This window comes from Nonomuraea sp. NPDC049480 (genome assembly GCF_044465905.1).
Taxonomy (GTDB): Bacteria; Actinomycetota; Actinomycetes; order Streptosporangiales; family Streptosporangiaceae; genus Nonomuraea.
This window is the reverse complement of sequence record NZ_JBITMD010000016.1, coordinates 54,918-70,665: the sequence shown is the minus strand read 5'-3', so window position 1 is coordinate 70,665 and position 15,748 is coordinate 54,918. Positions and strand designations below refer to the sequence as shown.

13 protein-coding genes are annotated in these 15,748 nt (G+C 72.0%); 10 read left to right on the top strand and 3 right to left on the bottom strand.

All coding sequences use genetic code 11. The features are described from left to right. Positions 1-9: 9 nt before the first annotated feature. Genes ACIBX3_RS37090 through ACIBX3_RS37080 form a run of 3 tightly spaced genes read right to left on the bottom strand, consistent with a single transcriptional unit; the run spans position 10 to position 3,896 of the window. Positions 10-786 carry a triose-phosphate isomerase gene (locus tag ACIBX3_RS37090; protein ID WP_397125196.1) on the bottom strand — a complete coding sequence of 259 codons (777 nt, stop codon included), beginning with the start codon at positions 784-786 and terminating at the stop codon, positions 10-12. Continuing rightward, positions 768-2,258: an FGGY-family carbohydrate kinase gene (locus ACIBX3_RS37085; protein WP_397125195.1), complete on the bottom strand. Its 1,491-nt coding sequence runs from the start codon at positions 2,256-2,258 to the stop codon at positions 768-770. The genes ACIBX3_RS37090 and ACIBX3_RS37085 overlap by 19 nt, the downstream gene beginning before the upstream one ends. Further along, positions 2,259-3,896, bottom strand: a complete 1,638-nt coding sequence (locus ACIBX3_RS37080) for a glycerol-3-phosphate dehydrogenase/oxidase (protein WP_397125194.1) — start codon at positions 3,894-3,896, stop codon at positions 2,259-2,261. 226 nt (positions 3,897-4,122) lie between these two features. On the opposite strand from ACIBX3_RS37080, the gene ACIBX3_RS37075 reads away from it, so the two are divergent. The 10 genes from ACIBX3_RS37075 to ACIBX3_RS37030 all read left to right on the top strand — a co-directional run bounded on the left by ACIBX3_RS37075 (position 4,123) and on the right by ACIBX3_RS37030 (position 15,659). Next, entirely contained in the window at positions 4,123-4,776 is a 654-nt protein-coding gene (locus ACIBX3_RS37075; RefSeq protein WP_397125193.1) for a DUF2291 family protein, read from the top strand. Next, on the top strand, positions 4,776-6,347 hold the full coding sequence (locus ACIBX3_RS37070) for a sugar ABC transporter ATP-binding protein (protein WP_397125192.1): 1,572 nt from the start codon (positions 4,776-4,778) through the stop codon (positions 6,345-6,347). Before ACIBX3_RS37075 ends, ACIBX3_RS37070 begins: the two co-directional genes overlap by 1 nt. Further along, positions 6,340-7,446 (top strand): ABC transporter permease, encoded by a 1,107-nt coding sequence (locus ACIBX3_RS37065; protein ID WP_397125191.1) that lies wholly within the window; start codon positions 6,340-6,342, stop codon positions 7,444-7,446. Before ACIBX3_RS37070 ends, ACIBX3_RS37065 begins: the two co-directional genes overlap by 8 nt. A 52-nt stretch (positions 7,447-7,498) precedes the next feature. Beyond that, on the top strand, positions 7,499-8,503 hold the full coding sequence (locus ACIBX3_RS37060) for a D-ribose ABC transporter substrate-binding protein (RefSeq protein WP_397125190.1): 1,005 nt from the start codon (positions 7,499-7,501) through the stop codon (positions 8,501-8,503). Positions 8,504-8,602: 99 nt separating this feature from the next. Beyond that, on the top strand, positions 8,603-10,330 hold the full coding sequence (locus ACIBX3_RS37055; protein WP_397125189.1) for a glycerol-3-phosphate dehydrogenase/oxidase: 1,728 nt from the start codon (positions 8,603-8,605) through the stop codon (positions 10,328-10,330). Positions 10,331-10,368: 38 nt separating this feature from the next. Further along, on the top strand, positions 10,369-11,133 hold the full coding sequence (locus tag ACIBX3_RS37050; protein WP_397125188.1) for a DeoR/GlpR family DNA-binding transcription regulator: 765 nt from the start codon (positions 10,369-10,371) through the stop codon (positions 11,131-11,133). Further along, positions 11,130-11,816 carry an HAD family hydrolase gene (locus tag ACIBX3_RS37045; protein WP_397125187.1) on the top strand — a complete coding sequence of 229 codons (687 nt, stop codon included), beginning with the start codon at positions 11,130-11,132 and terminating at the stop codon, positions 11,814-11,816. The genes ACIBX3_RS37050 and ACIBX3_RS37045 overlap by 4 nt, the downstream gene beginning before the upstream one ends. Further along, positions 11,813-13,612: a dihydroxyacetone kinase family protein gene (locus ACIBX3_RS37040; protein WP_397125186.1), complete on the top strand. Its 1,800-nt coding sequence runs from the start codon at positions 11,813-11,815 to the stop codon at positions 13,610-13,612. The genes ACIBX3_RS37045 and ACIBX3_RS37040 overlap by 4 nt, the downstream gene beginning before the upstream one ends. A gap of 25 nt (positions 13,613-13,637) precedes the next feature. Then, positions 13,638-14,117: an RpiB/LacA/LacB family sugar-phosphate isomerase gene (locus tag ACIBX3_RS37035; protein WP_188195101.1), complete on the top strand. Its 480-nt coding sequence runs from the start codon at positions 13,638-13,640 to the stop codon at positions 14,115-14,117. Positions 14,118-14,129: 12 nt separating this feature from the next. Continuing rightward, on the top strand, positions 14,130-15,659 hold the full coding sequence (locus ACIBX3_RS37030) for an FGGY family carbohydrate kinase (protein WP_397125185.1): 1,530 nt from the start codon (positions 14,130-14,132) through the stop codon (positions 15,657-15,659). Positions 15,660-15,748: the final 89 nt, after the last annotated feature.

Genomic DNA, 15,748 nt, shown 5'->3' with positions numbered 1-15,748 from the left:
GGTCTCCGACTATCTCGCATCCGGCCGTCCCGCGTGACGGGCACGGGCCGCGATGCGGACCAGCGCCAGGAATTCCGCCACGTCCCACGCGGCCCGGCCGACGAACAGGCCGTCGGTCCCCGGCACGCCGAGCAGCGCCGCCGCGTTGCGCCGGTTGACGCTGCCCCCGTAGAGGACGGCCGCGGCCGCGAAACGGGCCGGCAGCATCCCCATGACGGGCGCGATCTCGTCCGGCAGCGGCTCGCGGCCGCCCTCGCCGATCGCCCAGACGGGCTCGTACGCGATCACGACCCGGCCCACGTCGTGCCCGGCGAGCCTGGACAGCCCCCGGCTCACCTGCCCGGCGACCCAGTCGATCTCCCCTCCTGCGGCACGCACCCCGGCCGGTTCGCCGACGCACAGCAGCGGCGTGAGACCCGCCGCGACGGCGGCCTCGACCTTGAGCGCGACGGTCTCGTCGGTCTCGCCGAAGTGCTCCCTGCGCTCGGAGTGGCCGATCTCGACGAGCGTGGCGCCCGCGTCGGCGACCATCCCCATGGACACCTCTCCGGTGTAGGCCCCGGCGGGCGCCCAGTGCGCGTTCTGGGCCCCGATCTCGACGGGGACGTGGGACGGCAGGCGCTCGCGTACGGCGGCGATCGCGGTGTGCGCCGGGATGACGAAGGCCCGGACCCCGTCGAACGCGCCGCGGGCGGCGACGAGCCCGTCCGCGAACGCGCGCGCCTCGGCCAGCGTCTTGTTCATCTTCCAGCTGGTGCCGATCCAGGTCATCCGAGCTCGGCCCATACGGCCGTCATCCTCTCCACGACCCGCTGGTAGCGCAGGTAGTTCTCCTCCTGCCGCGCCACGCCGGCGGGCGTCGGCTCGCGGACGGAGGGCGCCGTGCCTGCCGCCGCGGCGGCCTCCGGCAGGCCGGCGTACACGCCTGCCGCGATGCCGGCGAGCATGGCGCAGCCGAGCGCGCCCGCCTCCCGCACCGTGCTCACCCCCACCGGCGCGGCCAGGGCGTCGGCGAACATCTGCACCCACCGGGCGCTGTTGGCGGCCCCGCCGGTGAGCCGGATGCCGGTGACGTCGAACCCGTCCCGCAGCGCGTCCACGTGGTGGCGGTGGTTGAAGACCACCCCTTCCATCACCGCCCGCAGCAGGTGGCCGCGCTCGTGCCAGCCGCGCAGCCCGATGAAGGCCGCGCTCGCGTCCACCGGGTAGGGGGAGCCGTAGAGGAAGGGCAGGTACACCAGGTCGCTGCGGCTCGACTCGACCGCCCGGAGATCGTCCTCCACGAAGCCGAACGGGCGGGTCGCGTGCATGTCGGCGGCGGCGAGCCGGGTGGCGAACCATTCGAGGTTGGTCGCGCTCGACGGGGAGAGCGCCATGTTCATCCACTGGCCGGGTACGACGAACGCGCGGGCGTTCCACCGCTCGTCCACCCGGGCCGCGTCGGAGATGACCTCGTTGATGCTGAACGTCCCCGCGATGATCGCGAGCTGGCCGGGGAGCACCGTGCCCATGCCGATGGCCCCGCAGTCGACGTCGTGCGCGCCCGACGCGACCGGGGTGCCGGGGACGAGGCCGCACTGCTCCGCCGCCGCGCCGGTGACCTCGCCCGCGACCTCATCGGACCGGATCACCTCGGGCAGCAGGCGGAACAGCTCCTCGACGCCGAAGACGCGCAGCGTCTCGCGGTCGTACTCCTGCGTGCGCACGTTGGTGAACGACAGGCTCGACTCCGTCGGGTCGGTGGAGAAGACGCCGGTGAGCCGGTGTTTGATGACGTCCTTGCACGGCAGCGCGTACGCCGTCCTGTCCAGGACGTCCGGTTCGTTGCGCAGCAGCCAGGCGAGCACCGAGACCGGCGAGCCCGGCCAGGGCTTCTGCCCGCTGATCGGGAGCACGGCGGCGCTGCGGCCGGTGCGCTCCCACTCCGCGACCAGGCCGGCCGCGCGGGTGTCGAGCGACAGGATGCCCGGACGGGTGGCCCTGCCCCGCGCGTCGACCAGGTAGACCCCGTCGCCGTGTGAGGTGACCGCGACGCCCGCGACCTCCGCGGCCCGCACGCCGGCCGTGGCGACGACCTCCCTGATGACCGCGCAGGTCACCTCCCACAGCTCGTCCTGGTCGCGCTCGACGTGGTGGGGCCGCGGGTAGCTGTGCGGCACGCGCCGGGCGGCCTGGCCGGCCTCGGTGCCGTCCGCGTCGAAGAGCACGGCCTTGGTGACGGTGGATCCGGCGTCGACGCCGAGAAGGTAGCGCCCCATCTACACCACGGGTCCCGGTTCGAGCTCGCGGAAGCGCTGGAGATAGGCCAGGTAAGCAGCCTTCTGCCGGGCGGTCTCCGCGTCGTCCCAGCCGAGCTCGGCGGCGCAGGCGGCGGCGACCGCGTCCATGGCTCCCTGGCCGAGATCGGGCTCCAGGCCGATCATGGTACGGCGGGCGAGCACGTCGGCGAGCGTGACGGCCTCCTCCTCCCTGATCGCGAACACGACCTCCCCGGCCCGCAGCCCCGTCGCGGGCGCGACGGTCTGGGAGAGGGTTTCCGACGAGGCGATCAGGGCGGCGACGCGGCCGGCACGGGCGCCGTACACGCGGGCCAGCCTGCGTGCCTCGGCGGCCGGGAGCCCGTTCGAACGCTCGAACGCGAGGGCGTGCGCCTCGGGTCCTTCGGGCGGGCGGCCGGGCAGGTCGAGCCCGCGGGTCCGCGATCCGGCCTTCCTGCCCAGGCGCCGGCTCACCTCGTCGACGGCGTGCTCGGCGAGCGTGCGGAAGGTGGTCAGCTTGCCGCCGACGACCGAGATCAGCCCGTCGAGCCGCGGGCGGTGGTCGTGCAGGATGTGGCGGCGCGTGATGTCCCCCGGGTCGCCGTCCGGCGCGAACGGAAGCGGCCTGACCCCGGTGTAGGTGTACAGGATGTCGTCCTCCGTCAGGTTCGCGGCGGGGAACAGGCGGTTGGTCTCGGCGAGGATGTAGTCGATCTCCCCCTGGCCGGCCGCGGCCGTGCCGGGGTCCCCCTCGAACCGCTCGTCGGTGCTGCCGATGAGGTACCTGCCGAGCCACGGGATCACCATGAGCGGGCGGCCGTCGCTGAGCGCCTCGTAGTACATCGCGCAGGAGGGCGAGCCGGAGAACGGCTCCACGACGAGATGCGTGCCCTTGGTGCCGCCGATCAGCCGTTCGGGCGCGGGCTGCGCGCCGATGAGCACGGCGTCGGCCCACGGCCCGGCCACGTTGACGGTGCAGCGCGCCGTCACCTCGTGGACCGTGCCGGTGAGCACGTCGCGGACCGACGCCCCGGCCACGCGGCCCTCCTCGATCCGCAGCCGGGTGGACTCGGCGTAGTTGAGCGTCGTGGCTCCGGAGGCGCGCGCGGCGAGCATGATCTCGACGCAGAGCCGCTCGGCGTACTCGACCTGGGCGTCGTAGTAGACCGCCGCGCCCTGGAGCCCGTCCGGGGACAGGCCGGGCAGGAGGGCGGCGGTCCTGCGCCGCCCGTAGGCCCGGTGGAGCGGCAGCGACTTGTCGAAGGAGAGGACGTCGTAAAGCACCATCCCCGCGCGCAAGGCGAGCCGGTGGTGTTTGTTGCCGCGGTAGAACGGCAGCGCGAACGCCAGCGGCGCCACGAGGTGCGGCGCGCGGCGCAGCAGCCACTCCCGATCCCGCAACGACTCGCGGACGAGCGCCACCTCGAGCTTGTCGAGGTATTTGAGCCCGCCGTGGATCATCCGGGAAGACCACGACGACGTGCCGCCGCCCCAGTCTCCCTTGTCGATCACCAGCACCGACAGGCCGCGGTCGGCGGCGTCCCACGCGATGCCGAGCCCGTTCACGCCGCCACCGATGACGAGCAGGTCGAACACGTGCCGAAGGTGCTGGAGTGAGCGGTCTCGGTAGCTGCTCATCGCGCTCCTGAGTGATCGTCTCATGCTGAATGGGATCAATCGTGTTACTTATAACGCGACTTGTGTAGACGCTATCGCGAGCTGCGTGATAAATCTAGGCGACCGTGACCTGTGTCACAGTAGCTCCCCACCTTCTGTGGACATAACAGAAAAATCTTGATTGATAACGAATTAATCTGTTACGTTCACGTGAACGCGTGTTGCCGGAAAGGAGTCCCCCCGTCCGATGAGCACCGCAGCCGCCGTCCCGCCCCGCCTGCTCACGCGCCTCTTCTGGCCGGCCGTGATCGTGGCACTCCTCGTCGCCATGGTCCTGAACACCCGGTTTCTGTCCAGGCAAGAGGTGAGCGCGCTCAACCCCGCGGAGTTCAACGCCAAGGACTTCGCCGCCGCCGAATACCCCAAGATCGCGGCGGCGATCGAGGCGAAGGCCGTCGATCTCAAGGAGGTCGCCGCCGCGGTGGCCGCCGACCCCTCGGCCGCCGGCCAGAAGTACGGCAACGTCGCCGGCACCGACAAGTACGCGATCCCGGTGCGCTTCACCGGAAAGGTCGCCGAGGCCGACGCGGGTCTCCTCACCGTCGACGTGGCAGGGCTGCCCAAGAGCAGCGTGGTCCGCGTCGCGCTCGGCCAGGCCGCCAACGGCACCGCCCTGCGCGACGCCCCGGGAACGCTCAAGTTCAAGGACTTCCAGAACCAGACCGACTACCAGCAGACGGCCAACGAGTTGAAGACGAAGATGCTCGCGGACGTCGCCGCCAAGGTCGACCTCGCCGCGGCGAAGGGCGGGACCGCGACCGTGGTCGGCGTCTACGTCACCAACACCGGCCCGGAGGGCAGCTTCCTCGTCACGCCGGTCAAGGTCCAGGTGGCGGGCTGATGTTCCCCGACGCCGCGACCCCCGTCGTCCTGCGGGCCATCGACATCACCAAGCACTACGGCGCGACGCAGGCGCTCAAAGGCGTCAACTTCGAGGTGCACCGGGGCAAGGTCACCGCCCTGTTCGGCGAGAACGGCGCAGGCAAGTCGACGCTGATGAAGATCATCGCCGGTGTGGAGTCCCCGACCACCGGGCACCTGGAGCTCGACGGCGTGCCGATCGAGCTGCGCTCGCCCAATCAGGCCGTCGAGCACGGCATCTCGATCATCCACCAGGAGCTCAACCTCTGCCCGAACCTGAGCGTGCGCGACAACATCTTCATCGGCCGCGAGCGCACGGGAAGGTTCGGCACGGTCGACTACCGCGGCGAGCGCAAGGTCGTACGGGGGCTCATGGAGCGGCTCGAGGAGGACATCGACCCCGACGCCCTCGTCGCCGACCTGCGCATCGGGCAGCAGCAGATCGTCGAGATCGCCCGAGCCCTGGCGCTGGACGCCCGCATCCTCATCATGGACGAGCCCACCTCGGCGCTCAGCGCCCCGGAGGTCGAGGTCCTCTTCAAGGTCATCAAGGACCTCACCGCCAACGGCGTCGCGATCGTCTACATCTCCCACCACCTGGAGGAGGCCATCGCCATCGCCGACCACGCGGTCGTCTTCCGCGACGGCGAGCTGGTGGCCACCGAGGACGCGGAGAACATCGACCTGGCCTGGGTCGTCGGCAAGATGGTCGGCCGGGCCGCCGAGTACGACTTCCGCGACGCCGAACGCGACTTCGGAGACGTCGCGCTGCGCATCCGCGGCCTCAAGGTCGTCGACGCCATGGGCGAGGGCCGCCTGGCGGTCAACGACGTCTCGCTGGAGGTCAGGCACGGAGAGATCGTCTGCCTGTACGGGCTCATGGGCGCCGGCCGCACCGAGCTGGTCGAGGCGCTGGCCGGCCGTGGCGCGGTCGCCTCCGGCCGGGTCGAGCTCGGCGGCAGGGACCTGTCCGGCGCCTCCATCGCGGAGCGGATCGAGCTCGGCATCGGCCTCGTCCCGGAGGATCGGCAGCGCGACGGCCTGGTCCAATCCCTGTCGGTCGGCCAGAACCTGTCCCTGGCCGGCCTCCTGGAGCTGACCAGGTCCTTCGTCGTCGCCGGCTTCGTCTCCCGCAGGCGCGAGGCCGGACGGGTCCGGGAGGGGATCTCCGAGGTCCAAGTGAAGACCTCCGGCCCCGGCGCGCCGATCACTTCGCTGAGCGGCGGGAACCAGCAGAAGGTGGTGATCGGCAAGATGCTGCTCACCGGCCCCAAGGTGCTCCTGCTCGACGAGCCGGCCCGTGGCATCGACGTCGGCGCCAAGGGCGAGATCTTCTCGCTGCTCTTCCGCGAGGCGCGCAAGGGCCTCGCGGTCCTCTACGTGACCAGTGAGATCGGCGAGGCGATCACGGCGTCGCACCGCATCGTCGTCATGTCCAAGGGTCGCGTCGTGCGGGAGTTCGACCCGCGCACGGCCTCCCGTGAAGAGATCATGGCCGCCTCCGGGGAGTCCGAGGCCGGCGTCCACCCGATGGGAACCGCCAGTGAGTGAGCTGAGCCAGGCCGCCGTCAAGGCGACGGCGCCGCGCCCCCTCCGCAAGATCAACACCAGGGTCCTGATGATCGAGGGGCGCGCGCTGCTCGCGCTCGTCCTCATCGTGGTCGTCTTCTCGCTGCTGTCGCCCAACTTCCTCAGCGCGGACAACCTCATCGTCATGACCCGGCACGTCGCCATGAACGCGATCCTGGCGATCGGCATGCTCCTGGTGATCCTCAACGGCGGCATCGACCTGTCGGTCGGCTCGATCGTCGGTCTTTCCGGCGTCGTCGCCGGCCTGCTGCTCGAAGGACTCGAGATCAGCGGCCTCGACGTGTTCGTCTACCCGGCCGCCTGGGTCGTGATCGTCGTCTCCCTCGGCGTCGGCACCCTCCTCGGCTGGGTGAACGGGCTGGTGGTGGCCAGACTCAACGTCGCGCCGTTCATCGCCACCCTCGGCATGTTGTACGTCGCCCGCGGCATCGCGCTGCTCATCACCAACGGCACCCCGTTCTCCAAGCTCGGCGGGGAGGTGACGCTGGGCAACACCGGCTTCCTCACCTTCCTCAAGAGCGCCCCGCTCGGCCTGCCCATGCCCGTCTGGGCGATGATCCTCTTCGCCGTGGTGTTCGCGGTGGTGCTCAGCAAGAGCCCGTTCGGCCGCTGGCTCTACGCGACCGGCGGGAACGAACGCGCGGCCGAGCTGTCCGGCGTCCCGGTCAAGAAGGTCAAGACCCGCATCTACGTCCTGTCCGGGCTGTGCGCGGCCGCGGTCGGCCTGCTTCTGACGGCCGACCTGTCCTCGGCCACCCCGGCGGCCGGCGAGTTCTTCGAGCTCAACGCCATCGCCGCCGTCGTGATCGGCGGCGCCGCGCTCTCCGGCGGCCGCGGCACCATCCGCGGCACCCTCATCGGCGCCTTCGTCATCGGCTTCCTCGTGGACGGTCTCGTGCTCGTCGGGGTCTCCCAGTTCTGGCAGCAGATCATCAAAGGCGCTGTGATCATCGTCGCCGTCGCGCTGGACCAGCTCCAGCAGACCCTCCACAAGCGCCGGTCCGAGAAGGCCGCGCTGTCACCCCCCAAGCCGTCGGAGCACGTGCCCGCCCCGGTGTGATCCGACGAACCCGGACGGCCACGCGCCGTCTGCACCACCAGAAAGGCTCCCCATGTTCCGAAAGATCGCCGCCGTCACGGCCGCCGGCATGCTGGCACTCGGCCTCGCCTCCTGCGGATCGTCAGGCTCCGACCCGTCCGCCGCCGCCCCGAGCGCCGCGTCCTCCTCGGCCGCCGGAGCCCAGGGCGGGACCATCGCCGTGATCACGGTGGACCTCGCCAACTCTTACTGGCAGGCGGAGACGGACACCGCCAAGACCGAGATCGAGAAGGCCGGCTACGAGGCCACGGTCAACGCCCACGGCGCCGACCCCGACAAGCAGAACCAGCTGATCGACACCGCCATCAGCAACAAGGTCAAGGCCATCATCCTCGACCCGGCCGGCGCCGACGAGTCCGTGGCCGCCGTCCAGAAGGCGACCGACGCCGGCATCCCGGTCTTCCTGGTGAACGCCGAGATCGCCAAGCAGGGCGTCGCCAAGGCGCAGATCATCTCCAACAACGCCCAGGGCGCCACGATCGGCGCCGAGGCCTGGGTGAAGTCGATGGACGGCAAGGGCAAGTACGTCGAGCTGTTCGGCAACCCGACCGACAACAACGCCCAGGTCCGCTCCGACGGCTACGCCGCCGTCATCTCCGCCTACCCCGACCTCAAGAAGGCCGGCCAGGAGACCGCGAACTGGGATCGTGTCCAGGGCAAGGAGAAGATGGAGGGCCTCCTCGCCGCCCACCCCGACCTCAACGGCGTCATCGCCGGCAACGACGAGATGGCCCTCGGCGCGATCGAGGCCCTCACCGACGCCAAGAAGATCGACAAGGTGAAGGTGCTCGGCTTCGACGGCAACGCCGACGCGGTCGCGGCGGTCAAGGCCGGGACCATGGTGGCCACCGTGCTCCAACCCATCGTCCAGGGGACGACGAACGCCGTCGCGCAGGCCGTCGAATACCTCAAGACCGGCAAGACCGGCGTCGCCGACGAGAAGCAGAGCATCGACTGCGTGCTGATCACCAAGGACAACGCCGACAAGTACAAGGGTCCGTTCGTCCTGGACAAGTGAGCACGCCCTCCCGGCCAGGGGAGCGGGCGCCGACCTGCCCGGTGCCCGCTCCCCGCCTCCCGTGAAGAGTCTCAGCCCTCAGAAAGGTCCCGATAGCGAATGCCGAACGGCCAGCTCAGCCCGGCCGGGCGCGCCGCAGCGCTGGCGCGCCTCGCCGGCACCGAATACGACGTCCTCGTCGTCGGCGGCGGCGTCACCGGAGCCGGGGCCGCCCTGGACGCGGCCACGCGCGGGCTGGCCGTCGCCCTCGTCGAGATGCGCGACTACGCGGCCGGCACCTCCAGCCGGTCGGGCAAGCTCATCCACGGCGGCCTCCGCTATCTCGAGCAGTTCGACTTCGGGCTGGTCCGCGAGTCGCTGCGGGAGCGGCGGCTGCTCCTGAAGGACCTCGCGCCGCATCTCGTCAAGCCGATCCGCTTCCTCTACCCGCTGCGCCGGCGGCTCTGGGAACGCGCCTACGTGGGCGCCGGCCTCCTTCTCTACGACACCATCGGCGGCGCCGGCGCGCTGCCCCGCCACCGCCACCTGTCACTGCGCGCCGTGCGCCGCCTCGCGCCCGGCGTCCGGGGGAGCGGGCTGATCGGCGCGATCACGTTCTACGACGCCCAGATCGACGACTCGCGCCACACGCTGGAGCTCGTGCGCACCGCGGCCGCCCACGGCGCGGAGGTCGCCTCCGCGGTCAAGGTCGTCGGGCTGGAGACGTCCGGCGGCGCCGTGCGCGGAGCGCACGTACGGGACCTGGAGAGCGGGGAGCCGTTCACCATCCGCGCCAAGCACGTGGTCAACGCCACCGGCGTCTGGACGGACGGCGTACGCGGCCTCGCCGGCGGCCGGCCCGGCTTCACCGTGCAGGCGTCCAAGGGCGTGCACATCATGGTGCCGCGGGAGCGGATCCGCAGCGACGTCTCGCTCTTCGTCCGCGCCGAGGACAGCGTCCTGTTCGTACGGAGCTGGCGCCGCCACTGGCTGATCGGCACCACCGACACCGCGTGGACGGCCGGGCTCGACCACCCGGCGGCGACCTCGGCCGACATCGACTACCTGCTGCGCAACGTGAACGCCGCCCTGGAGACCGAGCTCACCAGGGACGACATCGACGGGGTGTTCGCCGGGCTGCGCCCGCTCATCCGCGACCGGGAGGCGACGGGGGCCGGCACGACCAGCCGGCTCAGCCGGGAGCACGCGGTGGAGACGTCCGTCCCCGGGCTCACCACGATCGCGGGCGGCAAGTACACCACGTACCGGATCATGGCCAGGGACGCCGTCGACGCGGCCGTGAAGGGGCTCGGCCGCGCGGCGCCCCCGTCGCGCACCGAGAGCGTGCCCCTGCTCGGCGCCGTCGGCTACGCCGAGACCCGGGCGCGAGCGGCCGGGCTCGCCGCGTCCGCCGGTCTCACCCCGGCCCGGATCGATCATCTTCTCGGCCGTTACGGGTCGCTGACCGAGGACCTGATCGCTATGATCATCGAGCGGCCGGAGCTCGGGCGGCCCATCGAGGGAGCGCCGGACTACCTCCTCGCCGAGGCGGTGTACGCGGTCACCCACGAGGGCGCGCTCCACCTCGACGACGTCCTCACCCGCCGCACGCACATCGCGATCGAGACCCGCGACCGGGGCGCCGCGGCCGCGCGCGCGATCGCCCCGGTGATCGGTGCGGAGCTCGGGTGGGACGGCGAGCGCGTGCGGCAGGAGCTCGGCTTCTGCCTCGCCCGCATCGAGGCGGAGCTGGCCGCCCAGCGCCTTCCCGACGACGAGTCGGCCATGGCGGCTCGCGACGCCGTCAGGGACCCCCGGCTCCGAGTGGCGGACGGTGAACGGCTGTGAGCAATCCCCCAACTGTCCCCGACGTCGAAAGAGTGCCCGTGCGAAAGAACAGGGCCCGGCAGAGCCAGATCGCCGACCTCATCCTGGGCCAGGGGTCGATGACGGCGCAGGAACTCGCGGAGATGTTCGGCGTCAGCGTCATGACCATCCATCGCGACCTCGACGAGCTGGAGCGGCAGGGGGTCCTGCGCAAGGCGCGCGGCGTCGCGACCGCCCAGCCGAGCGGCGTGTACGAGGCCCGCGTGGCGTTCCGCCACGCGGCCGCCGTCGAACAGAAGCGCCGGATCGCCCAGGCGGCGCTGCGCCGCGTCGAACCCGGCATGTCCGTGCTGCTCGACGACTCGACGACCGTCCTGCACATGGTCCCCGGCCTGGCGGAGGTCGCGCCGCTGCACGTCGCCACGAACTTCCTGGCCGCGATCAAGGAACTGGCCACCATGCCCGACGTCCGCGTCATCGGGATCGGCGGCGACTACGACCCGCTGCACGACTCCTTCCAGGGCATGCACGCCATCGAGATCATCCAGGCCATTCACGCCGACGTGCTGTTCATGTCCACGTCCGCGGTCGCGGCGGGCCACGCCTACCACCAGGAGGAGCGGATCGTGGCGTTCAAGCGCGCGATGATCGAGTCCGCCTCCACCCGCTACCTGCTGGTGGACAGCAGCAAGCTCGACAAGACCGCGCTGCACCGGCTGGCCTCCCTGTCCGTCTTCGACGTGATGATCACCGACTCCGACGCGAGCCCCAAGGCGCTCGACGCCTTGGAAGCGGCCGGAGTGACCGTGGAGGTGGCCCCATGACCGGCGCCCAGACCATCGAGGGGGTCGTCTTCGACCTCGACGGTGTGATCATCGAGAGCGAGCACCTCTGGGAGGAGGTCTGGCGCGACTTCTCCGAGTCCCGGGGGCGGCCGTGGGAGCTGTCCGACACGCTGGCCGTCCAGGGCATGAGCTCACTGGAGTGGGCCGGCTACCTGGCCGGCCACGTCGGCGCCCCCGGCGACGCGGACCTGGCCCGCGACCAGTGCGTGAGCGGGCTGGTCGGCCGCATCCGGCGCGGTGATGCCGGGCTGCTGCCCGGCGCGCGGGAGCTGATCACCAGCGTGAGCGCCCGGGTGCCCATCGCACTCGCGTCGTCGGCGGCCCGCCCGGCCATCGACGCGGTGCTCCAGCATCACGGCCTGACCGCGCTCTTCACCGCGGTCGTCTCCAGCGAGGAGGTGCCGCGCGGCAAGCCGAGCCCCGACGTCTACCTCGAGGCCGTCGCCCGGCTCGGGATCAGCCCGGGCAACGGTCTGGCCGTGGAGGACTCCAGCAACGGCATCCGGTCCGCGTACGCCGCCGGCCTGCTCGTCGTCGGGATTCCCAACGCGACGTACCCGCCCAAGGCGGATGCAGTGGCACTGGCGGACCATCTGGCCGCCGACCACGTCGACGCACGCGAGTTCATCCTCGCCCAGCTGCCGGAGGGAGTACACCAGTGACCAAGATCTACAACGACCCCGCGGAATTCAAGAACGAGGTCATCGACGGGTTCGCCCTCGCCTACCCCGACTACGTCATGCGGGTGCCCGGCGCCTCCGGCTTCATCAGGGCCGGCGGCCCGCGCGCGGGCAAGGTCAGCCTGGTCGTCGGCGGAGGCTCCGGCCACTACCCGTCGTACTCGGGCGTGACCGGCGCCGGATTCGCCGACGGCGCCGTGCTCGGCGACGTCTTCACCTCGCCCTCGGCCGAGCAGGTCCACCGGATCGCGCGTGCCGCGCACGGCGGCGCCGGCCTGGTGCTGGCCTTCGGCAACTACGCCGGAGACCGGCTCAACTTCGCCGCCGCCGCGGACCGCCTGCGCGCGGAGGGCGTCGACGTCCGCATCGTGTACGTGACCGACGACATCGCCTCCGCCCCCGCCGCCGAGGTCGACAAGCGGCGCGGCATCGCCGGCACGTTCACCGTGTACAAGATCGGCGGCGCCGCGGCCGAGCGGGGAGACGACCTCGACGCGGTGGAGCGGATCATGCGCGCGGCCAACGCCCGCACGTTCTCGTTCGGCGTCGCCTTCGCCGGCTGCACCTTCCCCGGGCAGTCCGGCCCGCTGTTCACCGTGCCCGAGCGGAGGATGGACTTCGGGCTGGGCATCCACGGCGAGCCGGGCGTGCGCTCCGACGCCTGGATGCCCGCCGCGAAGGTCGCCTCGGCGCTGGTGGAGCCGCTGCTCGCCGAGCGTCCCGAGGGCGCCCACCGCGCCGCCGCGCTGCTCAACGGCCTCGGAGCCACCAAGTACGAGGAGCTGTTCCTGCTCTGGGGCAACGTGCGGCCGCTGCTCGCCGACGCCGGCGTCGACCTGGTCATGCCGGAGGTCGGCGAGCTCGTCACGAGCCTGGACATGGCGGGCTGCTCGCTGTCGATCACCTGGCTGGACGACGAGCTGGAGGAGCTCTGGCGGGCCCCGGCGCAGACCCCCGCCTTCCGCCGGGGCGGCGTCCCCCCGGCGGCCTGCGAACGCCACGTCGCCCCGGAGAGTGCGGCCGTTGGCGTGGCCCCGGAGCAGGCCGTCGTGGACGGCGCCCCGGCGGGGGCCGCCAGGGCGGGCACGAGCGGGCAGGACGCCGCGGGGCAGGCGGTTCGAGAGCCGGCCGGCCCTGAGTCGGAGCGGGCCGCCGCCGTCGTCAGGGACGCGTTGCGCGCCATGACCGCCGTCGTGGTGGAGCACGAGGACGAGCTCGGGCGGATCGACGCGATCGCCGGTGACGGCGACCACGGCTCGGGCATGGTCCGCGGGCTGCGCGCGGCCCGGTCGGCGGCCGAGGCGACCGGGGGAGGGGCCGAGACCGTGCTCGCCGCCGCCGCGAGCGCCTTCGGCGACCGGGCCGGCGGCACCTCCGGCGTGCTGTGGAGCCTGTTCCTGCGCACGATCGGCGAGTCCCTCGGCGACGCCGGCCCCGTCGACGCGGCGCGGCTGGCGCGGGCCGTGCGACGGGGCGCGGCGGCGATGAAGGACTTCGGCGGGGCCGAGCTCGGCGACAAGACCATGCTGGACGCGCTCTACCCGTTCGCCGACGCCCTCGACGCGAACCTCGCCGCCGGCGCCACGCTCGCCGCCGCGTGGGCCGCGGCGGCCGGGACCGCGGTCGAGGCGGCCGCCGCCACCGCGCGCCTGGTGCCCAAGATCGGCCGGGCCCGTCCGCTGGCCGAGCGCAGCGTCGGGTCCCCGGACGCGGGCGCGACCTCCATGGGCCTCATCCTCACCGCGGTCGGCGACGTGCTCGTCCGGCACTGCGGCTGATCTACAGAAGAAGGAGACGATGTCCATGGTGTCCAAGCGCTGGCGGATGGCGATCGGCTGCGACTCCGCCGGGCTCGCGTACAAGGAGCTGATCCTGGCGGACCTGCGGGCCGACGACCGTGTGGAGTCGGTCCGCGACCTCGGCGTGCCCGCGTCGGATCCGGAGAGCGAGTCGTACGGGGAGGTCGGCATCAGGCTCGCCGAGCTCGTCGCGGCGGGAGAGATCGACCGCGGTGTGCTGATCTGCGGCACCGGCATCGGCATGGCCATCAGCGCCAACAAGGTGCCCGGAGTGCGCGCCACGGTCGCCCACGACTCCTTCAGCGCCGAGCGGTCGATCCTGTCCAACAACTGCCAGGTGCTCGCGCTCGGCCAGCGCGTGATCGGGCCCGAGCTGGCGCGACGCCTGGTCAAGGAGTGGCTCGGCTACGAGTTCGACAGCTCATCCCCGTCGAATGAGAAGGTCGTCGTCATCACCCGCTACGAGGACCGCAGCGCGAGCTAGGGAACGAGGAACATGGCCGTCTTGTGCGTCGACGCGGGCACCACCGTGGTCAAGGCCGTGCTGTTCGACGAGGAGGGGCGCGAGCTGCGGGTCGCCCGCCAGGCGACGCAGGTGCGGCGCGGCGCTCCGGGATTCAGCGAGCAGGACATGGACGGCGTCTGGGACGCGGTCGTCCACACCGTCCGAGCCGTCGTCGACGCGCGCCTGGAGCCGGTGCGGATGCTCGCGTTCACCGGGCAAGGCGACGGATGCTGGCTGGTGGGACCCGACGGCCGCCCCACGGGCCCGGCCATCCTGTGGAACGACGGGCGGGCCTGCGACATCATCGACCGCTGGGAGGCCGGCGGGGTGCTCGACGCCGCCTTCAAGATCAATGGGAACTACGGCTTCGCCGGCACGTCCGGCGCCATCCTGGCGTGGCTGCGGGCCCACGACCGGGCCCGGCTGGACGCCTCCCACCAGGCGCTCTACTGCGGCGGCTGGCTGTTCCTGCGCCTGACAGGCGAGTACGCGGCCGAGGAGTCCGACGCCGCCTCGCCGTTCCTGGACATCCGCACGCGCGCCTACGCGCCGGAGATCCTCGACCTCCTCGGCATGCCGTGGGCCGAACGCCTCCTGCCCGGCGTCCGCGGCGACGGCGACCGGATCGGACAGCTGCGTCCCCTCGCGGCGACGGAGCTGCGGCTCCCGGCCGGGCTGCCGGTGGTCATGGCACCCTTCGACATTCCCGCCACGGCACTCGGCATCGGCGCCGTCACCCCGGGACAGGCCTGCACGATCCTCGGGACCACCCTCTCCACCGCGACACCCGTCACCGTCGTGGACACCTCCGGCCCGCCGGCCGGGATGACCCTGCCCTCCGGGGTGCCGGGGGGATACCTCCGCTCCCTCGCCACCATGGCCGGGATCGAGGCGGTCGGCTGGGGGATGAAGCTCATCGGCCTGGACAAGCCCGACGGGATCTCCGACCTCGCCCACACCGCCGACGCCGGCGCGGACGGCCTCTTCTTCCTCCCTTACCTCAGCCCCGCGGGTGAGCGCGCCCCGTTCCGCGACACCCGTGCTCGCGGCTCGCTCAGCGGACTCACCTTCGAGCACACCAGGGCCCACATCGCACGCGCCATGCTCGAAGGGATGAGCTACGTCGTCCGGGAATGCCTGGAGTTCTCGGGCGTGCGCGCCACGGAGTTGCGGATCACGGGCGGGGGAGCGAACAGCGAGTTCTGGTGCCGGCTGCTCGCCGACGTCACCGGCGTGCCCACGATGCGCTCCGCCGACTCCGAGCTCGGGGCCAAGGGGGCGTACATCGCCGCGCTGGTCGCCTCCGGCGCCGAGCCCTCCGCGCGGGCCGCGGCGGAACGGCACGTGCGGCCGCGCGACGTCTTCGAGCCCGACGAGAAACGGTCGGCGCTGTACGACGAGCTGTACGCCGACTTCCTGGCCGTCCGCGACGGCACCAGAGACCAGTGGGAGCGCCTGGCCGTGTCCCGCGCCCGCCCCCGGCCGGCCGATGAGACGGGAAGCCGCCGAAGCTCCGCATGACACGCTGCGCCTTCTCGGCGGGCTCGGCCCGCGAGGCACGGCAAGGGCATAGAGCGCATCTGCCAGGGCAGGCGCAACCTAACAGGCCG